Source organism: Flagellimonas iocasae (assembly GCF_042682725.1).
GTDB classification, from domain to species: Bacteria; Bacteroidota; Bacteroidia; order Flavobacteriales; family Flavobacteriaceae; genus Flagellimonas; species Flagellimonas iocasae.
The window spans coordinates 85353-109468 of record NZ_JBHUHU010000002.1 but is presented as its reverse complement, the minus strand read 5'-3'; the positions used below and the strand labels follow the sequence as shown (position 1 = coordinate 109468).

General features: G+C 42.5%; 20 protein-coding genes and 2 riboswitches. Of the genes, 2 read left to right on the top strand and 18 right to left on the bottom strand.

The window, feature by feature from the left end; translation table 11 throughout:
* Positions 1 to 5: 5 nt before the first annotated feature.
* The 18 genes from ACFSJE_RS06280 to metK all read right to left on the bottom strand — a co-directional run bounded on the left by ACFSJE_RS06280 (position 6) and on the right by metK (position 21735).
* Entirely contained in the window at positions 6 to 1007 is a 1002-nt protein-coding gene (locus ACFSJE_RS06280; RefSeq protein ID WP_379830136.1) for a homocysteine S-methyltransferase family protein, read from the bottom strand.
* A 70-nt stretch (positions 1008 to 1077) separates the two neighbouring features.
* Positions 1078 to 1179: riboswitch (SAM riboswitch) on the bottom strand.
* 113 nt (positions 1180 to 1292) lie between these two features.
* Positions 1293 to 2054 carry an SDR family NAD(P)-dependent oxidoreductase gene (locus tag ACFSJE_RS06275; protein ID WP_379830135.1) on the bottom strand — a complete coding sequence of 254 codons (762 nt, stop codon included), beginning with the start codon at positions 2052 to 2054 and terminating at the stop codon, positions 1293 to 1295.
* A gap of 117 nt (positions 2055 to 2171) precedes the next feature.
* A complete protein-coding gene (locus ACFSJE_RS06270; RefSeq protein ID WP_379830134.1) occupies positions 2172 to 2933 on the bottom strand; it encodes an SDR family oxidoreductase in 762 nt (253 codons plus the stop codon).
* Positions 2934 to 2951: 18 nt separating this feature from the next.
* Entirely contained in the window at positions 2952 to 3869 is a 918-nt protein-coding gene (locus ACFSJE_RS06265) for a helix-turn-helix domain-containing protein (protein ID WP_379830133.1), read from the bottom strand.
* A gap of 85 nt (positions 3870 to 3954) precedes the next feature.
* A complete protein-coding gene (locus ACFSJE_RS06260) occupies positions 3955 to 5016 on the bottom strand; it encodes an NAD(P)/FAD-dependent oxidoreductase (RefSeq protein WP_379830132.1) in 1062 nt (353 codons plus the stop codon).
* 62 nt (positions 5017 to 5078) lie between these two features.
* Positions 5079 to 5855 (bottom strand): uroporphyrinogen-III C-methyltransferase, encoded by a 777-nt coding sequence (cobA, locus tag ACFSJE_RS06255; protein ID WP_379830131.1) that lies wholly within the window; start codon positions 5853 to 5855, stop codon positions 5079 to 5081.
* Positions 5848 to 7938, bottom strand: a complete 2091-nt coding sequence (locus ACFSJE_RS06250) for a HEPN domain-containing protein (protein ID WP_379830130.1) — start codon at positions 7936 to 7938, stop codon at positions 5848 to 5850. The genes cobA and ACFSJE_RS06250 overlap by 8 nt, the downstream gene beginning before the upstream one ends.
* A 74-nt stretch (positions 7939 to 8012) precedes the next feature.
* Entirely contained in the window at positions 8013 to 9260 is a 1248-nt protein-coding gene (locus tag ACFSJE_RS06245) for a sulfate adenylyltransferase subunit 1 (RefSeq protein ID WP_379830129.1), read from the bottom strand.
* 8 nt (positions 9261 to 9268) lie between these two features.
* Positions 9269 to 10195 (bottom strand): sulfate adenylyltransferase subunit CysD, encoded by a 927-nt coding sequence (gene cysD, locus ACFSJE_RS06240; RefSeq protein WP_379830332.1) that lies wholly within the window; start codon positions 10193 to 10195, stop codon positions 9269 to 9271.
* Between the two features lie 51 nt (positions 10196 to 10246).
* Complete coding sequence (locus tag ACFSJE_RS06235) at positions 10247 to 10870, bottom strand: phosphoadenosine phosphosulfate reductase domain-containing protein (protein ID WP_379830128.1); 624 nt, start codon at positions 10868 to 10870, stop codon at positions 10247 to 10249.
* Positions 10871 to 10882: 12 nt separating this feature from the next.
* Positions 10883 to 11146 carry a DUF2061 domain-containing protein gene (locus ACFSJE_RS06230; protein ID WP_379830127.1) on the bottom strand — a complete coding sequence of 88 codons (264 nt, stop codon included), beginning with the start codon at positions 11144 to 11146 and terminating at the stop codon, positions 10883 to 10885.
* 181 nt (positions 11147 to 11327) lie between these two features.
* Positions 11328 to 11738 (bottom strand): RrF2 family transcriptional regulator, encoded by a 411-nt coding sequence (locus tag ACFSJE_RS06225; protein WP_379830126.1) that lies wholly within the window; start codon positions 11736 to 11738, stop codon positions 11328 to 11330.
* Positions 11739 to 11795: 57 nt separating this feature from the next.
* A complete protein-coding gene (locus tag ACFSJE_RS06220; protein ID WP_379830125.1) occupies positions 11796 to 12962 on the bottom strand; it encodes a trans-sulfuration enzyme family protein in 1167 nt (388 codons plus the stop codon).
* Positions 12963 to 13040: 78 nt separating this feature from the next.
* Positions 13041 to 13355 (bottom strand): GIY-YIG nuclease family protein, encoded by a 315-nt coding sequence (locus ACFSJE_RS06215; protein ID WP_379830124.1) that lies wholly within the window; start codon positions 13353 to 13355, stop codon positions 13041 to 13043.
* Between the two features lie 73 nt (positions 13356 to 13428).
* Positions 13429 to 16812 (bottom strand): bifunctional aspartate kinase/homoserine dehydrogenase I, encoded by a 3384-nt coding sequence (thrA, locus tag ACFSJE_RS06210; protein WP_379830123.1) that lies wholly within the window; start codon positions 16810 to 16812, stop codon positions 13429 to 13431.
* Positions 16813 to 16848: 36 nt separating this feature from the next.
* Positions 16849 to 18123 (bottom strand): O-acetylhomoserine aminocarboxypropyltransferase/cysteine synthase family protein, encoded by a 1275-nt coding sequence (locus ACFSJE_RS06205; protein ID WP_379830122.1) that lies wholly within the window; start codon positions 18121 to 18123, stop codon positions 16849 to 16851.
* A gap of 115 nt (positions 18124 to 18238) precedes the next feature.
* A riboswitch (SAM riboswitch) is annotated at positions 18239 to 18346 on the bottom strand.
* A 98-nt stretch (positions 18347 to 18444) separates the two neighbouring features.
* Positions 18445 to 20379 carry a CocE/NonD family hydrolase gene (locus tag ACFSJE_RS06200; protein ID WP_379830121.1) on the bottom strand — a complete coding sequence of 645 codons (1935 nt, stop codon included), beginning with the start codon at positions 20377 to 20379 and terminating at the stop codon, positions 18445 to 18447.
* 102 nt (positions 20380 to 20481) lie between these two features.
* Positions 20482 to 21735, bottom strand: a complete 1254-nt coding sequence (gene metK, locus ACFSJE_RS06195) for a methionine adenosyltransferase (RefSeq protein WP_379830120.1) — start codon at positions 21733 to 21735, stop codon at positions 20482 to 20484.
* Between the two features lie 304 nt (positions 21736 to 22039).
* Here metK and ACFSJE_RS06190 point away from each other — a divergent pair, with 304 nt between their 5' ends.
* Complete coding sequence (locus ACFSJE_RS06190) at positions 22040 to 22657, top strand: deoxynucleoside kinase (RefSeq protein ID WP_379830119.1); 618 nt, start codon at positions 22040 to 22042, stop codon at positions 22655 to 22657.
* 405 nt (positions 22658 to 23062) lie between these two features.
* On the top strand, positions 23063 to 24103 hold the full coding sequence (locus ACFSJE_RS06185) for a zinc-dependent alcohol dehydrogenase family protein (protein WP_379830118.1): 1041 nt from the start codon (positions 23063 to 23065) through the stop codon (positions 24101 to 24103).
* Positions 24104 to 24116: the final 13 nt, after the last annotated feature.

Genomic DNA, 24116 nt, shown 5'->3' with positions numbered 1-24116 from the left:
CAGCACTAGGCTGGGGTCAAAAGTTTTCTAGGTTGATACTCTTTTACCAAATCGGCAATGGCTTTGATGTGCTCTGGAGTGGTACCACAACATCCCCCAACAATATTGACCAATCCTTTTTCCACATATTCCTTTATTTGGGCTGCCATCTGCTCCGGGGTTTCATCGTATTCCCCAAAAGCATTGGGTAGTCCTGCATTGGGATGCGCTGAAGTGGCAAAATCTGATTTAGCTGAAATCACCTCTAAGTGTGGTGTGAGCTGTTTTGCTCCCAATGCGCAGTTAAACCCAACCGATAAAATTGGAATGTGCGAGATTGAAATTAAAAAAGCTTCCGCCGTTTGTCCGGATAAGGTACGTCCCGAAGCATCTGTGATGGTACCACTGACCATGATAGGCACTTCAATATTCCGTTCTTCCTTTACTTCTTCAATAGCGAAAAGTGCTGCTTTAGCATTCAACGTATCAAAAATAGTTTCTACCAATAGCAAATCGGCGCCACCATCCAGCAAAGCCTCTACTTGTTCCTTATAGGCTTTCCGCAATTCATCAAAGGAAACCGCCCTATATCCAGGATCGTTCACATCAGGCGACATACTGGCCGTTTTATTGGTCGGACCAATACTCCCTGCCACATACCTTGGTTTGCTAGGGTCCTTTTTGGTGAATTCTTCAGCGACTTGCTTAGCAATCTTAGCGGATTCATAATTCAGTTCGTACACCAATTCTTCCATGCCGTAATCTGCCATGGCTATGGTCGTTCCTGAGAATGTATTGGTTTCAATTATGTCGGCACCTGCTTCAAGATATACCCGATGCACATCTGCAATGGCCTGAGGCTGGGTCAGTGACAATAGGTCGTTATTCCCCTGCAGGTCACTGGGCCAATCTTTAAATCGTTCACCCCTAAAATCTACTTCCGTAAATTTATAGCGCTGCAACATGGTACCCATGGCCCCATCAAGAACCAGGATTCGATTTTGCAAAATGTCTTCAATTTTTTCCATAATAAAATCACCCTAAAAAAGGATATGGATGTATCAAGATGATGTGGAAAATACTGTTTGCCGTATTCTTTTGTTATCCTTCCCTTGGAGGGGGTAGAATGTAGCACCTTCTCGAAGTCGAGGGTTGCTAAGGCTTCAAAGGGTCCAGTCCCTCCACCTTTCTTGATAACCATTTCAAGTTATAAATGAACTGAGCCGCAAAGTAACGGTACTCCTGACTGAAAAGCAAAAAAAGAGCCGCTAATTTTCATATTAGCGGCCCTTTGTAAGATATGTAACAGAAGGTTAAATCATCATACCTCCAGAGACTTCAATACGTTGTGCATTGACCCATTTGGCATCCTCGGAACACAGGAAAGCAACAACGCCACCGATATCGCTGGGGATGCCCACACGACCCAAGGCCGTAAAATTGGCAATGGCCGTTCTTTTGCCTTCATCATTTTTATTGGTTCCACCCCCAAAATCGGTTTCAATGGCTCCTGGAGCCACAACATTTGACCTGATTTTTCGAGCGCCCAATTCTTTGGCTTGATATCGGGTAAGTGCTTCCACCGCAGCTTTCATGGAACCGTACACTGCGTAGCCTGGAAAGGAAAAACGCGCCAATCCACTTGAAATGTTCACGATTCCACCTCCATCGGCAATGATGGGCAATAAGGTTTGGGTGAGGAAATAAACCCCTTTAAAATGGATATCAACGAGAGTGTCCAATTGCTCTTCGGTGGTCTCACCGATTGGCGTATCGATTCCTATTCCGGCATTATTGACCAAGAAGTCAATTTTATCCGCACCAAAATGGGAAGTTAAGCTCTTCTTCACTTCTTCTGAAAAGGCTTCAAAACTATGGTTATCGGCTACATCCAATTGTAATGCATAGGCTTTTTGACCGATTTTTTCAATTTCACTTACGGTTTTATCGGCCTCTTCTTTGTTACTACGGTAGGTCAAGATTACATTCAATCCTTTTTTGGCCAGATTGATGGACATGTCCTCACCGAGTCCACGACTACCACCTGTAACCAATGCTATTTTCTCTTTGCTCATTTTATTTGATTTTTTGATTACAGGACAAAATTAGTCCGACGTGCTTGGGTTGGGTTGCAAGCATCAATCGGTTTTTTGTAAAAATCAAACAATCGTAGATAAAGAAACTAGCCGGAATTAAATCATGGCCCCTCCAGTGACTTCAATGCGTTGGGCATTCACCCATTTGGCATCTTCAGTGCATAAAAAGGCAACTACGCCCCCAATGTCGTCCGGTCTTCCCACACGGCCCAAGGCGGTTCCTTGGATGATAAATCCTCTTTTGGTTTCATTGGTTTTGTTTTCACCGCCTCCAAAATCGGTTTCAATGGCTCCGGGTGCCACGGTATTGGCTGTAATTTTCCTTGGTGCCAGTTCTTTGGCCAAATAGCGGGTAAATACTTCAACGGCTCCTTTCATGGATGCGTAGGCCGAAGCGGATGGGAATGCATATCGAACCAATCCAGATGAAATATTGATGATTCGCCCTCCGTCATTGATATAGGGAAGTGCTTTTTGGGTAAGGAAATACACTCCTTTTAAGTGAACATTACACATTTCATCAAACTGCTCTTCTGTGGTGGTAGCGATTGGCTCATAGACACCTGTTCCAGCATTATTCACCAAAAAATCGAAATTTGGGCTGCCTGTTTCATTTTTCAAAACATTGGCCAACTCCTTAAAAAAAGTTTCAAAGGTTTTGATTTTGAGGGTATCCAATTGCAGGGCACAGCCCCACTGACCTTCCCCTTTGATTTGTGCAACTACCTCATCTGCACTTGATTTATCAGTATGATATGTAATCACCACATCAATTCCTTTTTTGGCCAAATTGATGGCCATATCGGCACCGAGACCTCTGCTTCCGCCGGTTACCAATGCTATTTTATTGTCTGACATCGTATTGTATTTGAAAAATTACACCAATGACTTACTCCTAAAATTCAAAGGAGAAAGTGATGCACGTTTTTTGAAGAAATTTGAAAAATGGGCCACTTCTTCGAAGCCTAAACTAAAAGCGACTTCAGAAATATTCCAATCTGTATTGTTCAGCAAAATTTTGGCCTCTTCAAAGATTCGAGAATGGATAATGGCCGTTGTGGTGCTGCCTGTGGTTTCTTTAAGTACCTTGTTCAAATGATTGGCATGTACCGCCAATCGCTCCGCAAAATCGTTGGCTGTTTTCAGCGCCAATCGCTGTGCAGGGGAATTTATCGGAAACTGCCGCTCCAACAATTCCACAAATAAATCGGTAATTCGTGTTGCCGCATTTTTCCCATTATCAAGGGGCTCCACAGGGTTTAATTTTTGACCCAAGTGCAACAGTTCAATCACGTATGCACGAATTAAATCAAATTTATATGGATAATCCGAGGATAGTTCATCATCAATCTTCTTGAACAATTGCTCCAATTGTATATAGTCCTCATCCGAAATCGTAAAAATGGGATACCCGCCAGGTTGAAACAAGGGCAGATTGTCCAAAATCACCCCACTTTTGTCCTTAGATAAAAAGTTGTCGGTGAACACACAGAAATACCCAGATTGATCGCTGTCTAAGGGAACATAATTGTACGGAATCTTTGGCGAGGCAAACAGAAGCGCCTTGTCCTCAATATGAATGGACTTATCGGCATACTCCGCCCTGTTGCGTCCATTAATCAAACTTATCTTAAAATAGGAGCGGCGATCATAGCGCATCTCTCCTTTATCCAGTCGTGTGCGGTACTCGGCGATATTAAACACATTGAAATGCCCAATGTCCTTTCCGATATTATCGGGAATAGGGAGACTTAGCTTGCTATAAAAATCGCGTAAGGTGAACAGACTCTGCATACAGTTGTAAAATTCAAATATACAGCATAAAAAACACCTTCCTAAATTGCTTCGGGAAGGTGTTTCATCAGTATTTGATTTTACACTAATTGATACTTTGTACCACTTCTTTTTTGGCCTCTTTTTTGGAACCATCAAATCCTTCCACACCTCCAACGGTGGTATACTTCATAACATATCGTTTGTCTGGATTGATAATCTGGTAGGCAAACTGGCACATTACCGCTGCTTCGTGGAATCCAGAAAGAATCAATTTTAGTTTACCTGGGTAGGTATTTACGTCACCGATGGCAAACACACCAGGAATATTGGTTTGATAGTCCTTTGCGTTATTCACTTTGATGGCATTCTTCTCAATTTCCAAGCCCCAGCTTCCGATGGGTCCCAATTTAGGCGAAAGACCAAACAACGGAATAAAGAAATCGGTTTCAACATAGGCTTGCTCTTTTGCCTCGTCATTATATTTAATGACGACGGCGTGTAAATCATCCTTACCATGAATTTCGGTCACCTCAGCTTCGGTGTAAAGTTGAATTTTACCCAATTTGGCCAATTCCCGCGCTTTTTCCACAGAGTCCAAAGCTCCTCTAAACTCATTTCTTCGGTGGACCAATGAAACTTCTGAAGCTACATCGGCCAAGAAAATAGCCCAATCCAATGCGGAATCCCCGCCTCCGGAAATTACTACTTTCTTGTTGCGGAATTGCTCTGGGTCCTTGATCATATATTCAACCCCTTTACTTTCAAAAAGTCCGATGTTGGCAATCAATGGTTTTCTAGGCTCAAAAGAACCCAACCCACCAGCAATGACCACAACAGGTGCATGGTGCTGCGTACCTTTGGTTGTGGTTACGATAAATGAACCGTCTTCCTGCTTATCCAAAGTTTCTGCACGCTCACCTAAAGTGAAACCAGGCTCAAAAGGTTTAATCTGCTCCATTAGTTTATCGACCAAATCCCCAGCTAGAATTTCTGGGTAGGCTGGAATATCGTAAATGGGCTTTTTAGGATAAATTTCGGAGCATTGTCCTCCGGGTTGTGCCAAAGCATCAATCAAATGGCACTTCAACTTTAACAATCCGGCTTCAAAAACGGTGAACAATCCCGTTGGTCCCGCTCCAATTATAATGATGTCTGTTTTGATCATAATTTTACTTTTAAATGCTCCTGTGGTTCCCTTCGACTCCGCTCAGGGGACACTTAGGAATTTTATACTTTTTCTAGCAATTCTTTTCCTCTCGTTTGATATTCCTTTTGAATATCCAAAATGTTTTGGCGGTGGTTGACCACCTCGCCTATGATGATTATGGCAGGATTGGCTAACTGCTGCTCTTTTGCCTTGTGCTCAATAGAAGCAACAGTACCAATTCCCACTTTTTCATTCTCCGTGGTTCCATTTTGAATGATGGCCACAGGAGTATCTTGTTTACCCTCTTTTTTGAAGAGATTCATGATCTCTCCCAATTTTGACATCCCCATGAGGATGACTACTGTAGCATTGGATTTAGCGGCCAGTGCCACATCATTGGACAATTTGTGTTCTTTGGTAGTTCCGGTAATCACCCAGAAACTTTCGGCTGCACCTCTTTTGGTCACTGGGATATTTTGCGAAGCAGGAACCGAAACTGAAGATGAAATCCCCGGCACTACTGCCACTTCTACACCATGCTTGGCTGCATATTCCATTTCCTCTGCGCCACGACCAAATACAAATGGATCACCTCCTTTTAACCGAACCACATGTGATCCTTGGAAAGCCCGCTCAATAATCAAATCATTGATTTGCTCTTGCTGATAGTGATAGCATCCTTTTCGTTTGCCCACAAAAATGTGTTCTGCTTTTGAGGCATATTCCAGCAATCCGGAGTCCACCAGAGCATCGAATAGCACCACATCAGCACTTTGCAATGCCTTGATACCCTTTAGGGTAATAAGGTCCAAATCGCCTGGTCCGGCTCCCACTACTGTCAACTTTCCACTATGCATGTTCCAACTCCAATTTTCTATACGCTTCCAATCGTTCCAACACGGTTTTCGCATCTTCCAAATAGCTTTTGGCAAAAGCTTCAGAAGGTTCATTTTGGTTCAACTGAAGTGCCAATTGCTCAAAACCACCATCAAAGGCTATCTTTTCAGATGCCACATACAGTTCATCAAAATCCTTGATGATGCTAGCGTGGGTGTTCACTTTTTGTTTTTCTGCTGTCAACAATGCCTTGGCAGAATTGACTATAGATTGGTACGAGTAGTAAATACTGGCTGGCCATTTGCCTTCATTCAAGGCTTCTTCAGCATTCTCAATCTTTTCCTGACTTTCAAAGAAAAGGGTGGCCACCAAATCCACAATAACACCGGCACATTCTCCTACACCAATCTCTTTTTTGTATTTTTCTTCGTTACCCCAATCGATAAAATCTTCGGCGGTAAGATTATCCACATCGGTAAGGGGTTTTAGAAAATCATAGAAATACAGCTGCCCTTGTTCAGCATAATAATCCGTGAATGATGCTCCGTTACCGTTGGCCTCGAAATCATCCAAGATTAAACGCAGGGCTTCTGGACCTCTTTTACTTGGGATTTTGGCCACTTTATCAGCAAAAACACCGTTTCCGTTACCCAAATTTCCACCTCCCAACAATACCTGCAAAGCGGGAGCCACCAATTTATCTTTAGTTCGGACAGACATCCCCTGGAAACCAATATGGGCCATGTTGTGTTGTCCACAGGCATTCATACAACCACTGATCTTAATGACCACGTCTGGGTTATTGATATAGTGAGGATATTCTGCTTTTATGACACGTTCCAACTCATCAGCGATTCCAGTACTACTGGCAATCCCTAGATTACACGTATCGGTACCAGGACATGCGGTGATATCCAAGGCTTTGTTGTAACCGGCTTCGGCGAAGCCCAATCGGTTCAATTCCTGATAGAAGAAAGGAATCAAATCCTCTTTTACATAAGGAATCAATATGTTTTGTCTGAGTGACAAACGAATCTCTCCTGCAGCATAGTCGCGGACCAAATTGGCCAATTCCCTTGCTTTATCCGTGTAGAAATCACCCAAAAGCACCTTAATTCCGATGGCCACATAGCCATCTTGCTTTTGTGGCACCAAGTTGGTAGCTTTCCATTGCTCGAAAGCTGCTTTATCTTCAATATTGACTGTTGGTGTTTCCACTTCAGCGACTTTTACTTCTGGATAAGTATCAATGTTGATGGGATATGTTTGATGTGGAACAGCGGTCTGCTCTTCCTCCAACAATTGTTTGAATCCATCCAAACCGATATCCTTCAACAAGAATTTCATACGGGCCTTGGCGCGACTTTTACGTTCTCCGTAACGGTCAAACACGCGAATTACCCCTTCCATCATTGGAATAATCTTGTCGGTAGGCAAAAAGCTGTACAATTCATCAGCATGACGGGGTTGGGAACCCAATCCACCGGCCAACATTACTTTAAAACCTCGTTCTCCATTTTGAATTTTGGCGATAAAGCCCAAATCGTGCATGTACGACAATCCGGTATCGGCATCACTGGCGGAAAAGGAAACCTTGAATTTCCGTCCCATTTCCTGCCCGATAGGGTTACGCAAAAAGTATTCAAAAAGTGCTTGGGCGTATGGTGAAACATCAAATGGTTCATCCACATCGATACCAGCCGTTTCACTTGCGGTCACGTTTCTAACAGTGTTCCCACAGGCTTCGCGAATGGTAACCTCATCTCTTTCCAATTCTGCCCACAATTCTGGGGTACGTTCCAAATCCACGTAGTGAATCTGGATGTCCTGACGTGTGGTGATGTGCAAACGTCCACGTGAATATTCATCAGAAACATCGGCAATACGAAGCAACTGATTGGACGTTACCTTACCATACGGCAATTTTATCCGTACCATTTGAACCCCGGGTTGGCGCTGACCATAAACCCCACGGGCCAAACGAAGGCTTCTGAACTTTTCCTCGTCCATCTCCCCTCCTTTGAACTGGCGAATTTTCTTCTCCAAATCAATGATATCCTTTTCAACTACGGGATTTTCTATTTCTGTTCTAAAGCTCTTCATATTTCTATTTTTCCTATATATTTAATAGGTTATATTTTCAAATCTTTCAATATACACCGCTGTTGTGGTCTATCTTATTCGATAAAGCCAACACCAGCTGTAGTGTTGGTTCTACTGTCAATAATGATAAAGGAACCGTTGGTTCTATGATCTTTGAACCTATCGTAAAAAATGGGTTTGTTCAACTTCAATCGCACTTTGGCAATATCGTTCATCTGTAATGCCGTTGCATTTTCTTCAATACCCGAATAATCCGGGTGAATTTTATGTTCTATGGCATCTACCTTGGCCAATACTTTATTTACCCCATGTTGTACGATGTACTTTCCGCCAGTGGTCAAATTATCAGCATCCATCCAAGAAACAGTAGCGGTAAGTTGCTTGTCAATGGTAGGCAAATCACCCACTTTTACCAACATGTCACCACGACTCACATTTACCTCATCTTCCAACGTAATGGTTACGGATGAACGTCTGGGTGCGGTCTCGTACTCTTTGTCGTAAAAATAGATTGCCTTTATTTTTGAACGGGTCATGGAGGGCAGAACTACTACCTCATCACCCACACTTAATTCACCACCATAAACTTTTCCCGCGAATCCACGGAAGTCATGGAATTCCTCTGTTTTAGGGCGAATCACATACTGCACTGGAAATCGTGGGGTACCTACATTATAAATATCCTGAAGGTCGACTTCCTCCAAGTGTTCCAACAAGGTTTGCCCATCGTACCAAGGCGTATTTTCAGATTTGTTCACCACATTATCCCCTTTAAGGGCACTCACTGGAATAAAAGTGATTTTTTGCTCTTGGTAGTCTCTTTTACCCATCAATTCCTCAAAATCCGCTTTTATGCCGTTGTAAACTTCTTCAGAGAAATCCACCAAATCCATCTTGTTGATGGCTACAATCACATCTTTGATGCGCAATAGGTTGTTGATGAAAAAGTGACGGTTGGTCTGCTCAATAACGCCTTTACGGGCATCAATCAAAATAATGGCCGCCTGGGAGGTTGAAGCTCCGGTTACCATATTTCGCGTGTATTCCACGTGTCCGGGAGTATCCGCGATAATATAACTTTTTGAAGCAGTGGAAAAGTAGATATGGGCCACATCAATCGTGATTCCTTGCTCTCTTTCTGCTACCAATCCATCGGTTGCCAATGAAAAATCGAGGTAATCGTATCCTTTTTGCTTACTGGTACGCTCTATTGCTTCCAATTTATCATCGGTCAATGACTTGGTATCATAGAGCAATCGTCCAATCAAGGTACTTTTACCGTCATCTACACTTCCTGCTGTTGCTATTTTTAAAACTTCCATCTTATCTCTTAAAAGTATCCTTGTTGTTTACGTTTTTCCATGGCGGCTTCGGAACGCTTATCATCAATCCGTGCACCTCTTTCTGAAATTTTTGAATCCCTGATTTCTGAAACTACCTTATCAATGGTATCGGCATGAGATTCAACTGCTGCGGTACAGGACATATCGCCCACTGTTCTGAAACGAACGGTACGCTCTTCCACAACTTCATCATCAGCCCTGAACACCACATCGTCCTCTGCTGACCAAATCAATCCATCTCTAAGGAAGGTCTTTCTTTGGTGTGCGAAGTAAATAGATGGAATTTCAATATTTTCCTTTTGGATATAGCTCCAAACATCCAATTCGGTCCAGTTACTGATAGGGAACACCCTTACGTTCTGGCCCATTTCAATTTGACCGTTCAACATATCGAACAATTCTGGACGCTGATTTTTCTCATCCCACTGGCCAAAATCATCACGTACGGAAAAAATACGTTCTTTGGCCCTGGCCTTTTCCTCATCTCGTCTAGCCCCACCTATACAAGCATCAAACTTGAATTCTTCGATGGCATCCAACAAAGTTGTGGTCTGAAGCATGTTTCTACTGGCATATTTTCCAGTTTCTTCCACCACTTTTCCTTGGTCGATGGAATCCTGAACATTTCGCACAATGAGTTCAACACCTAATTCTTCTACCAATTTATCCCGAAACTCAATGGTTTCAGGAAAGTTGTGACCGGTATCGATATGCATCAAAGGAAATGGGATTTTGGCTGGCCAAAAGGCTTTTTGGGCCAACCGTACCAAGGTGATGGAATCCTTTCCTCCGGAAAACAACAGCACAGGTTTTTCAAACTGGGCCGCCACTTCACGGATAATATAAATGGCTTCATGTTCCAACGCATTGGCGTTGGGTCTTCCTGAAAGGTTTAGTGTTTCAGGATTTTGTATTTCTTCTGCAAGTGTGCTCAAATCTTGTTTGTTTTTTTTAAGAATTGGGGATTATGTATGTAAACCGCATTCACGGTTTTCCAATACTTTAGTGGGGTCAAAATATTTGTGCTCGTTTGGCAATCCGTGCTCAGTTAGGTAAGCATCCAATTGTGTGTCACTCCAATGATAAAAAGGACTCACTTTTAAAACACCATCCTTGCTAAGGCTCAATACATCCAATGAATCGCGGAGCGCGGTTTGACCTTTGCGAAGGTTGGTGAACCAAACATCGGGTTTGTGTTCTTCCATGGCCCTTCTGAAAGGCTCCAATTTTACTTGTTCTGTAAATTCTTGATGACGAGGGTCGTCAATTTGGGGAATTCCCATAACAACATCCCTGTGTGCTGATGTCTGTTGGGGAACGTACAATTTTACATTGAGCCCAAATCGCGAGATCAAATCTTCGGCATGCTTATAGGTTTGTGGGGTGTTATAGCCCGTATCGCACCATATTACAGGTATACTTTTATCGACTTCGGTCACCGCGTGAAGGATCGCTACTTCGTACGGACGAAAATTAGTGGTCACTACGGGTTTTTTTGCGTGCCCTATGGCCCAAGAAATAATTTCCTCTGGAGGAATACCCTTGAACTGGCGATTTAATTTCTGAATTTCTTCTTGTGACAGTGCCATACTATTTTACTTTTATTTACCCCACTTAATGCCGTTCCAAACTCTCTCGTGAAAGAAATACAATACCATTTTAGTGACCAATTCAACCAGACCAATGGAAAAAGCAAGTGATAAAGTGCCGGTAACTATCCAAGAAATAATTATGGTATCAATGGTACCAACTATTCTCCAACTAATGGATTTGGCAATACTCCTTTTTGGACTCTCTGATGCTTTATCTTTTTCAAAAGTTGCTCTTTCTTCTTTATTGTTGACTACAAGTTGGTCTGCTATCATTTGTATTTCTTTTTTCCTATCGATTTACTAGGGAATTCAAAAATAGAACATATTTCCAAAACAAAAAGCAAAATGAATCTTAAAATTACTTTTATCCTATAGTTTTTGTAGATTATCGGATTTTCATAGCATCTTTTGACAAATCCTTAATTATTAAATTCAAAATTTGGAATGAAATCTATTAAGAAATTAGGTCGGCTAAAGTGTTTTTTCGATACACATCTAAAGCACTATCACGCACTTGGAGCATTAATTTGTGAACAGAACATTCCCCTTCGTCGGGACAATCCTCACATTTTTCGTAGAAGTTTAAGCTGACACAGGGCACCATGGCAATAGGCCCCTCCAAAACACGCATTACTGCCGTCATTGGGATTTCATGCGGCTCTTTGATAAGGTAGTACCCCCCACCCTTTCCTTTTTTTGAACCGAGAAAACCATTACGCCTAAGGGTCAACAAAATGCTTTCCAAAAATTTTTGGGAAATATTCTCGTGCTTGGCTATCTCAGCTATTTGAACGGGCTCTTTACTTCCCACCGAAGCAAGGTAGGTAAGTGCTTTTAGGCCATATTTTGTCTTCTTGGAGAGCATCCCACGAATATAGCGAAAATTAACAACCCGCCTTTAAAATATCAGAGGTGCCGAAAACTATTCCAAGGCCTGCTCAATGTCAGCAATAATGTCCTTGATATGTTCCAAACCAACCGAAACACGAACCATTCCATCTGAAATACCCACGGACTCACGATCTTCCTTGCTCAATTTACTGTGTGTAGTGGATGCAGGATGCGTAACAATACTTCTTGAATCCCCTAAATTGGCCGAGAGTGATAACAATTCAATATTATCAAAGAATTTACGCCCGGCTTCCAATCCTCCTTTCACTTCAAAAGCGACAACACAACCACCTGCCTTCATCTGTTTTTTGGCCAGTTCGTGCTGTGGATGTGATTTTAGAAAAGGGTACTTCACCCTTTCAATCTTATCATGACCTTCCAAATAGGTAGCCAACTCCAATGCATTGGCACAATGCCTATCCACACGAAGTGCCAAGGTTTCCAAACTTTTGGACAATACCCATGCATTGAAGGGCGAGAGTGCAGGACCTGTAATCCGTGAAAAACGGTACACCTTATCCACCAATTCATTGCTTCCAACGGTGATTCCTGCCAAAACACGACCTTGACCGTCCATTAATTTGGTTCCCGAATGGATGACCAAATCGGCCCCAAATTTTAGCGGTTGTTGTAGATAAGGAGATGCAAAACAGTTATCGATGATAAAAATGAGTCCATGCTTCTTGGCAATATTTCCCAATCGCTCCAAATCCAATACATCCACCCCTGGATTGGTAGGTGATTCTGCGTAAATGATTTTGGTCTTTGGAGTGATCAAGCTTTCCACAGCATCCAAATCGTTGGCACCAAAATAGCTTGTTGTGATATTCCATTTTGGAAAAAACTGGGTAAACAAGGAATGTGTAGAGCCAAAAATGCTTTTACAGGACACAATATGGTCTCCGCTTTCCAAGAGTGCAGCCAAGGTAGAATAGACCGCCGCCATACCCGAAGCAAAGGCAAAACCATTTTCAGCCCCTTCCATCTTGCATACTTTATCAATAAACTCCGAAGAGTTGGGATTGGAGTATCGTGAATAAATATTTCTGTCTTTTTCCTCTGCAAAAGAAGCCCTCATATCCTCGGCATCCTCAAACACAAAACTGGAGGTTAAATACATAGGACTGGAGTGTTCCAAAAATTGGGTACGCTCCATCTGCGTTCGGATGGCTTCTGTCTCAAATTGTCTTTTTCCCATTATATTTTAGTTGTGGCTTCGACTTCGCTCAGCCACCAATGTTCTTTAGTTTGGTAACTGAGCGTAGCCGAAGTTATATTATTCTTCCTCTTTATAATATTTATAATGTGTCTCGTTCTTGCATTCAGCCAAATAAGGTAAAGTTTCATATTCTCCTTTGACAAGTGCTTCTTTTTTAACCCTTGACCAACCCTGAATCTGTTTTTCACGTTCAAAAGCGGCTGCAATACTCAGATACTCTTCCACATATACCAATTTCACCGGTAATCTTTTCTTTGTATGATTTGCTCCTCTCCCATCTTGATGCTCTTCAAACCGCTTTTCCAAGTCTATTGTGCTTCCAGTATAATAACTTCCGTCCGAGCATTCCAATATGTACACATAACCTTTCACTTGAAATTTATTGTGGCTTCGACTACGCTCAGCCCCCATGCCTCTTAAATTCGGTAGCTGAGCGAAGCCGAAGCTATATCTTTTCTGCTATTCTTAAAATATCACCAAATACACCCCTTGCTGTTACTGCGGCACCAGCACCAGCACCTTGAATCACCAAAGGATTTTCTCCGTAAGATTCTGTATAAATTTCAATAATGGAGTCGGAACCTTTTACCTGCCCCAAAGCACTTTCCTTGGGCACTGATATTAATTTAACTTCCAATATACCCTTGTCCTGTTGCAAGTCGCCATGAAGGTCACCTACATATCTCAACACGTGTCCCGCTTTTTGTTCATTCTTGATTTTAGCATAGACTTCATCCATTTCTCCAATTCGGGAGGTAAAATCCTGAAAGGAAAGTGTGCGCAATGCTTCAGGAATCAAGTTTTCCACCGAAATATCCGAAAACTCGTTTTGCAAATCCAATTCCCGGGCCAAAATCAACAGTTTTCTACCCACGTCATTTCCAGACAAGTCTTCCCGCGGGTCGGGTTCGGTAAATCCTTTTTCCATCGCTTCTTTTATGATGGATGAAAACGGGGTATCCACTTCCGAAAAGGTATTGAAAATGTAACTCAATGATCCCGAGAACACCCCTTTAATTCGGGTAATGTTCTCACCGGACAAGTGTAATAGTTTTATAGTATCGATAAGTGGAAGCCCTGCCCCTACATTAGTTTCATATAAGTACTGCTTCTGATTTTTATCCAAACATTTTCGGATGGACTTGTATTTTTCAAAGCTAAGGGTGTTGGCTATCTTATTGGATGAAACCAAATCAAAACCATGTTGAATCAACGGCTCATAATTTTCAATAAACGGTTTGCTTGCCGTGTTGTCCACTGCAATCAGGTTTTCCAAATGATGGGTCTTGGCAAAGGCGATAATGTCCGCTATCTGATAAGGCTGCCCTTCTTTCTCCAATCGTTTTGCCCAATTTGACCCAATTCCTTTCGCATCCAAAAGCACTTTTTTGGAATTGGCCACAGCAAAGAATTTTAGTTCAATTCCTTTTCTAGCTTCTATATTTTTGTTGGAATCCAACAGTTGTTCAATCAAGGTGCCGCCTACATTTCCATGTCCAAATAGGGCCAGATTGATTTTCTTCGCAATGCCAAAAATCTGTCCGTGAATGACATTGATGGCTTTATGCAAGTCCGATTTCTTGACCACCATGCTCACATTTTTCCCTGTTACGGTATTGTTGAAAAGCAAGGGAATAACCTGATTTTTTGCCAAGGCATTGAATGGTTTGTGAAAACTGCTCAAGTCCATTCCCACTATGGAAATCACCGAAACATCCTTCACCACAGTGATTTGATTGATATCCTGCGAAGAATAATCGGTCTCAAACTCTTGATCCAAAACATTTTTGGCTTTTTGTGCTTTTGAGGCATCCACCACCAAACCAATACCGCGTTCGGATGATCCTTGAGACACAATACCGACGCTGATTCCATTTTGACCCAGCGCCCTAAATATTCGCATATCCACACCTACTTTACCCAGCAGTCCCCTACCCTCTAAATTGATAAGAGCCATATTATCCAACACGGAAAGAGATTTAATGCCACCATTATTGGTTTTGGGACCGATTAAGGTACCCTCATTGTTGTCATTGAAGGTATTGCAGATACGCAACGGAATATTTTTTTCAATCAGTGGAATAATGGTTTTTGCATGCAGGATGTTGGCTCCAAAATTGGCCAATTCATTGGCTTCATCATAGGAAATGACATCAATTAGTTTTGCATCCGTCACCAAATCGGGATTGGCGGTAAAAATACCATCCACATGGGTGTAATTGATCAATTCCGAAGCATCTAAAAAGTTGGCCAAAAGCGCAGCGGAATAGTTGCTCCCGTTTCTCCCCAAAGTTGTGGTTGAACCATCTCGATTGGAACCAATAAATCCAGTGACAACAGGAATGGTATTCGCTTCCAGTTCATGAAAATAGCGAAGTACATTTTCCTTGGATGTCCCCTGATCTACCTCGGCATTGCTAAAATTATCATCCGTGGTGATCAATTTTCTGGAATCGAAAAGCTTTGCTTTTATTCCAGTTGCAGCAAGCGCGGTTGTTACATATTTGGCAGACAGCAGTTCCCCAAAAGATAGAATCTCATCCTTGGTTTTTAAACTGTAATCACCCGTCAATGAAACCCCATTCAATATTTTTTCAATGGCAGCAAGCTCCGCTGATATGTCAACATCAAAATCATTTTTTTGGTATGAAGCGAACTTTTTAAGCTCTTCCTGAAATTCCTTTCCCAATGCCGCTTTATCCAACAGGTCTTCCAATTGGTCCGTGGCCTTACCTCGTGCCGAAACGATTACGGCAAAATGCTCATTGTCCTTGGCGCGTTTGCCAATAATCTTCAATACACGCTCAATTCCTTCACCATTGGCCAAGGATTTCCCCCCAAATTTTAGAATCTTGATTCGTTCTTTTTTTCCTTCAGGCTGAAAAACGGGCTGTAACAGTTTCTCAAGCTGTTCAAACTCCATTAAAAAGGCATCGTGTCCGTGCAACGATTGCACCTCACCGTAGGTGACATTGGTATTGGCCTGCGCCAAACGCTTAAAGGTTTCTTTGTTTTCCTCCGCCGTAAAGAACAAATCGGAGTTGACCCCAACAATATGAATCTTGGTATCGCTATCTTGAACTGCTTTGAAAGCCTCGTCCCCATTTCGGGTGATATCGATGGTCTTCAAAAGCTGGTTCATCAATTTATAGGCAGATAATTGAAAGCGTTCCTGCAATTTCTTGCCGTGATGCATCAACCAACTTTCCACATTAAAGACCTGAAGCTCCTCATTGGTACTCCGTTTGAAGCGTTCCTTAAAAGATTCAGGGGTTCGATAACACAACATGGCATGCATACGGGCATCATGAACAGGCTGCTTGGAATTCACCAAAAACTGCTCTTGAATCTGGCAGTTGGCAATCAACCAATCCGTGGATTTCCAATCGGAGGCTACTGGAATCAGATTTTCAGTAATGGCAGGATTCAAAGCCGTCATCTCCCAGGCAATTCCACCCCCCAAAGAACCCCCAATGATAGCGAAAAGTTTGTCAATGTTCAACTGTTGCAATCCCAAAAGAAAGATGCGGGCAATATCACCGGCTACAAAATCCTTGTAATTTTCGATGATAAAACCATCGTACCCATTTCCTGGGATATTAAAGGCCAAAATGGTGTAGGTTTCAGAATTGACGCACTTGCCCTCTCCTATCAAATCAGACCACCAACCGTCTTCCCCGGCCACATTGGAGTTTCCGGTAAGGGCATGGTTTACTAAAACAATGGGAGCAGAATGCAAGGGTTGACCGAAAAGTTGATACGACAACTTCAAGTCTTGGGTAATGCCACTTTGGGTGGTAAATTGTTCTATGTTTAGATGCTTCAGCATAGCCGTTCTACGACATTTATCTATTAATCAAAAATTTTAAATGGAGGCGAAAGCCTGTTCCAAATCCGCTTTTAGGTCTTCGATATCCTCCAGTCCTACCGACAAACGAATTAAATCTTGGGTCACACCTGCGCTTTCCTGCTGCTCTTCATTCAATTGCTGGTGCGTGGTGCTGGCAGGGTGTATGATCAAGGATTTGGTATCGCCAATATTCGCCAACAATGAGAATATTTGAGTTGCATCGGTCAGCTTTTTAGCTGCTTCAAACCCTCCCTTTACTCCAAAGGTAACGATTCCACTTTGGCCTTTTGGCAGGTATTCTATTGCCAAGTCGTTGTACTTACTGCTTTTTAATCCAGGGTAATTGACCCAAGCAACTTCCTCTCTATTTTCCAACCATTCTGCCAATGCCAAAGCATTTTCGCTATGTTGTTTGATTCGAACCGGCAACGTTTCCAGCCCTTGCAATATCTGAAAAGCGTTGAACGGACTCAAAGCTCCACCAAAATCACGTAGTCCTTCCAAAATCAATTTGAAGGTGTAGGCTGCGGCTCCCAAAGCTTCATGATACACCAAACCGTGATAACCTGCGGAAGGTTCCGTAAACTCGGGGAATTTTCCATTAGCCCAATCAAAAGTACCGGCATCGATAATGGCGCCACCGAGAGAGTTCCCCTGACCACCTATATATTTTGTTAGGGAGTGAATCACCAAATTGGCCCCATGCTCAATCGGGTTCAACAAACCTGGAGTAGCTACCGTATTGTCAACGATAAATGGCACTTGTGCCGCTTTGGCTTCTTTGGATATTCCTTTTAGATCAAGTACATCCAACTTGGGGTTCCCCAAAGATTCCACAAAGAATGCTCGGGTGTTTTCTTGAACGGCTGCTGCAAAATTGGAAGGATCAGACGCATCCACAAAAGTGGTGGTAATGCCCAATCTCGGCAAGGTCACATTCAATAAATTATAGGTACCTCCATACAAACTACTCGAAGCCACAATATGGTCTCCCGCCTTCAGAAGCGTCAACAAGCCTGTTGAAATAGCGGATGTTCCGGAAGCAAATACCACTGCTCCCACTCCACCTTCAATCGCTGCCAGACGATCTTGCAAAATTTGGTTGGTGGGGTTGTTCAATCGGGTGTAAATGAAGCCCAACTCTGCCAATGAAAATAAATTGGCAGCATGGTCCGTGTTGTTGAACACATATGAAGTGGACTGATAAATGGGTACTGCCCTTGTTCCGGCTGTTTGGGTAGTATCGTGCCCTGCATGTAGGGCATTGGTTGCAAATTTTTGATCACTCATGACTTTTGTTTGTTTAATTATTACATCGAAAAATATAAAAGTCAAACCCTGTGGATATTGCCCATAGGTATAATCAAAAAGTTATAAGAAAGTGAAATCGAAAAAATGTCGATTGTCGTTATCTATTCCCGCATGGGATAGAATGTAGCACCTTCATGACACTAGGGGCCAAGGGTTGCTAAGGCTTCAAAGGGTCTATTCCCTCCACCTTTCTTGATAACTATTCAATACGTGTTTGAACTTTGAGCGACAAATATACAGACGGAAAAGCCGAAATTCCTAATCTTTTTGGAAAAATTCACAGAAGAACCCTGATTCCGTCTACTTTAAAACAGAGAACTCAATGTTGGAATCGGTGAAAACGGTATGGGTTTGTGTTTTGAAATCGGATTCATCTGCCTTAAAGATATTCTCCACATAGGTCTGAGGATTCAAATCAATTAACGGGAACCAGGTGCTCTGCACCTGAACCTGTAGTCTGTGCCCTTTTTTGAAGGTATGGAAGACATCTTGAAGTTTGATATTCACATCGGTTTTTTGATTGGGCGTAAAAGGCTCCGGATTGGAAAAACTATTCCTAAATCGACCTCGCAACACCTCACTTCGCACCATTAAATGATAATTGCTCATTCTGAGGTGGTCCTGCATTTCTTCATTGGTTTCCGAATCTGATGGATGCACATCAATAATTTTTACAATCCAATCGGCTGCTGTACCGGTGGTGGCCACCTTTAATTTGGCCATGATATCGCCCGCCAAGGTCAAATCTTCATCCAACACATCCGTTTGAAAAACGAGAACATCGGAACGCCGAGCCGCAAATCGCTGGTCGTCGGTCATATATTTTCTAGGGGTGAAAACGGTTTTCACATCTTCGGAATACGGCACTGGCTTTTTTATATCGCTGATAAACTGAATGCCCGAGATTCCTTTTTGTTCCGAGGTTAACTCTTGATTTTCGGAAAGGTACATGGTTTGCTTTGCACTATTTGCTGGTGGCCAGGTATCATATTGTTTCCACTCCCTTTTACCCGTGTCAAACACATAGGCTTCTGGAAGACCGGAATCCTTATCGCCATCTCCCTTCAAAAAATGATTGAAAAACTTGGTTTCGATATTGTCCTGAAAAAATTCAGCAATGGAGTCGCCAAAATAGTAGTTCCCTACCAAGCTTCGCCCATCGCGTCTGGACCAACGGCCGTGATCCCAAGGACCAAATACCATGGTATTGTAATTTCCGTCGTTGTATTTTTCAATGTTCTTGTACGTTTCCAAGGGTCCGTACAAATCCTCTGCATCAAACCATCCGCCCACAATCATAGTGGCGACACTGCTTTTCACATCTTTTAAATGCTGAATGAGTCCACGACTTTTCCATAATTCGTCATAATTGGGATGTTCCTTTAACTCGTTCCAGAAAAAATCATCGGTAACACCTTCGGGTCGCATTTTTGGAGTATCAGCCGTTTCGTATTCGTAGAAATAGTCCAAATTTTTGAGCGGTCCGGCATCCAAGAAAAACTGGTATTGGTCTTCCGTAGGAAGCTCTGGAAGCACATACCAAGCCGTATCAATGGGTTGATCACCATTGGGACGAGGTGTTCCAAAAAGAGAAGTTGCCCTAAAATAACTCAATAAATAGGCTCCGTTATGGTGGAAATCATCAAAGAAGAAATCCCCAATACAGGCTTGGGGCGACGATGCTTTGAGGGCTGGATGCGCATCCACAGTGGCGTAAGTGGCATAAAATCCCGGGTACGAAATACCCCAAATCCCAACATTGCCATTGTTGTTCTCCACATTATTTACCAGCCAGTCGATAGTATCATAGGTGTCCGAGCTTTCATCCACTTGATCATTGGAGGTCTTGTTTGGGATGTAAGCCCGCATATTTTCATAATGTCCTTCACTAAGCCATCTTCCGCGAACATCTTGGTAGACGATGATGTTTCCTTCCTTCATCAAATTTACGTTGGGACCAATCTGTGGTCTAAAATTGCCTTCTCCGTAGGGTTGGGAACTATACGGAGTACGCTGCATGATGATGGGGTACTCTTTTGAGGTATCTTTGGGCGAATATATAGTGGTGTGCAATTTTACTCCATCCCGCATCTCAATATCCACTTCTTGCTTGGTGTAATGCTCGGCCACATAGGTATCAACCGCTGCTACCTCCGCTTTTACCGTTTCCTTGCAGCTGAACACAACTAATAATAAACAAAGACCTAAAAACAGGACGCGAAATGAAGTTTTCATGCTTTCGTATTTTGATTCTCTAAAACTACTAAAGTTAGCGGGAGTATGCCAACAAAAAAGGAGCCTTATTAGCTCCTCTTTTTTATTCAAATTTGACTTCATTTAAAGTCCAAATGCTTCTTTCACTTTATCCACCATATCCAACTTTTCCCAAGTGAACAACTCCACTTCCTTCTGGATTCTTCCATTATAAGGTGATTCGAATATTTTGGTTACGGTTTGTGGTTCTTTCCCCAAGTGTCCATACGCTGCTGTTTCCAAATAAATGGGATTACGCAATTTTAAACGCTCTTCAATGGCAAAAGGTCGCATATCAAAAAGTTCTAACGCCTTTTTTGCGATTTCACCATCAGACATTCCCACATTGGATGAACCATAGGTCTCCACAAAAAGGGAAGTGGGTTCCACTACACCAATGGCATAGCTCACCTGCACCAAAATTTCATTGGCTACTCCTGCAGCCACTAAATTTTTAGCGATATGCCGTGCGGCATACGCAGCACTTCGGTCCACCTTGCTAGGGTCTTTTCCACTAAATGCACCGCCACCATGGGCGCCTTTTCCACCGTAGGTATCCACAATGATTTTACGTCCGGTTAAGCCTGTATCACCATGAGGGCCTCCAATCACAAATTTCCCGGTGGGGTTGATGTGATATTTGATTTTATCATTAAAAAGTTTCTGGATGCTCTCAGGCAACAATTTGGTCACCTCAGGAATCAAAATTTCAAGAATGTCTTTTTTGATTTTCGCCAACATTGCATCATCACCATCAAACTCATCATGCTGTGTTGAAATCACGATGGTATCTATTCGCTGTGGAACATTATCATCCGAATACTCAATGGTGACCTGTGCCTTAGCATCCGGACGTAAATAGGTAATTCTGGTATTTTCCCTTCGCAATTCGGCCAACACCTGAAGAATCTTGTGCGAAATATCCAAAGCCAACGGCATGTAGTTGTCGGTCTCTTTGGTGGCATAGCCAAACATCATTCCTTGGTCCCCCGCACCTTGCTCCTCCTTGCTTCCCCGATCCACACCTTGGTTAATGTCCTGCGACTGCTCATGGATCAATGAAATCACACCGCAAGAATCACCACTAAATTTATATTCTCCCTTCGTATACCCAATCTGATTGATCACCTCGCGGGCAATACTTTGTAAATCCACATAGGTGTGGCTCTTTACCTCTCCAGCCAACACCACCTGACCGGTGGTCACCAAGGTTTCACAGGCGACTTTGCTTTCCGGGTCAAAAGCTAAGAAATTATCCAAAAGCGCATCACTTATTTGATCCGCAATTTTATCTGGGTGTCCTTCACTAACGGACTCTGATGTAAACAAATATGCCATTGTTCTATAGTATTGAGGTGGCTTTGACCAAATGCCGCAAAAAGAAGTTCCAAACCCTATTGAAGAGATGCCAATTACACATTGGCACGAACTGCTTTAGCATTTTTAGAGGTTGCAATCAGTCAAATCTTTCCTCATTTTGAAGGGCAAAAGTACATATTTGGAACATATTTTAAAACTTTGTTTTTATACTGATGATCGCCGTTCCATTTCAAAGAGTTTTTTTTCTTTGACTGGATATACTTTGTATATTGCGGCACTCGTTAACAATCTGTAAACACCAACCATAAAATACCAACACCCTATGCATATTGCGGTAGCAGGAAACATTGGCGCCGGAAAGACCACCCTCACCAACCTCTTGGCAAAGCACTACAAATGGGAAGCCCATTTTGAGGATGTGGTGGACAATCCGTATCTGGATGATTTCTACACGCAAATGGCACGTTGGAGTTTTAATCTTCAGATTTACTTTTTGAACAGTCGCTATCGCCAAATTCTAAAAATTAGGGAAACGGGAAAAAATGTGATCCAAGATCGGACCATTTATGAGGATGCCCACATCTTTGCACCCAACCTGCACGCCATGGGATTGATGACCAATCGCGATTACGAAAATTACAAAGGTCTGTTTGAGTTGATGGAAAGTTTGGTGCAACCGCCAGACCTATTGATTTATCTACGCAGTTCCATTCCCAATCTGGTGAACCAAATTCACAAAAGAGGACGGGATTATGAAAATTCCATTTCCATTGACTACCTCAGTAGATTGAACGAACGCTACGAAGCGTGGGCCAATACCTATGAAAAGGGGAAGTTGCTCATCTTTGATGTGGACGACATAAATTTTGTGGATGACCCTGAAGATTTAGGAACCGTAATCAACCGCATTGATGCGGAGATTCACGGATTGTTTGAGTAAAACTCAAACTCTATTTTGTTTTTAAGCAATAACTTAAAGAGAAAGGAAATTGAAAGTTAAAATTGAATTGACATTATTCTTTTTAGCGGCATTCTCATTTTTTTGGTTTTTAGGCCCAATTTTTTTGAGCGTTTTTAAAAATCGATTAACAAAAGTCAATCCTAGTTTGGTGGAAAAAGCACCTTGGTTTTTTAAGTTCATCAAGTATTTATTGAAAGGATTTGCTATATTTTCATTGGTTTATATTGTTCTTATATGGATTGGATTGATATCCATTTGACAGAGTAGCGAAAAATATTTTCGCTATCTAACCCTTACTTCCTTTGCCACTTTCGCTTTTCCCTGTTTTATTCCACGGATATCGGTATATTTAATTACTTATTCAATTTCCATGGTAATAATTTCATGAAAGCCTTAGTTTACGAAAATTTTGAAGGCGCGTTGCAAATGCAATCCGTGCCCGACCCTAGCCCCAGTGATTATGGCGTGGTGGTTAAAGTAGAAGCTACTGGACTTTGCTTAAGCGATTGGCACGGTTGGATGGGTCATGACCCAGACATTAAACTCCCGCATGTCCCCGGACACGAGTTGGCGGGCACCGTGGCCGCCATCGGAAAAAATGTGTTGAACTTTAACATTGGCGACCGCGTCACCGTCCCTTTTGTTTGCGGATGTGGCACCTGTGGTGAATGCAAATCTGGCAACCACCAAGTATGCGACCACCAATCCCAACCCGGTTTTACCCACTGGGGTTCCTTTGCCGAATATGTGGCCTTGGATTATGCGGATACCAATTTGGTGAAAATACCAGATGAAATCACTTATGAAACTGCCGCCATTTTAGGTTGCCGCTTCATCACAGCTTTTCGCGCTGTTGTGGAACAAGGAAAAGTCACTGGAGGTCAATACGTGGCTGTGCATGGGTGTGGCGGAGTTGGACTTTCGGCCATTATGATAGCAAATGCCCTCGGGGCGAACGTCATCGCTGTTGACATAAACGAAGATACTTTACAACTTGCTAAAGAACTGGGAGCGGTGGACACCATCAATGCACAAAAAAGTACCGATGTCTTGGCGGAGGTTAAAGCATTGACGGGTGGAGGTGTACATGTATCGCTTGATGCATTGGGAAACCCAACAACGTGCTTCAACTCCATTGCCAATCTCAAAAAAAGAGGTAAACATATTCAGGTGGGATTAATGACAGGAGAACACCAACATCCAAAAATTCCCATGGACAAAGTCATCGCCAACGAGCTTGAAGTCCTTGGAAGCCACGGCATGCAAGCTTTTAAATATCCCGAAATGCTGAAAATGATTCAGCAGGGGAAACTCCAACCACAAAAACTCATAGAACGGACCATCACCTTGAAAGACGCCATCACTGCGCTTCCCAATATGCATAACTTTGAAAATAAAGGCGTTCTGGTCATCAACTCATTTTAAAACAACAAACCAA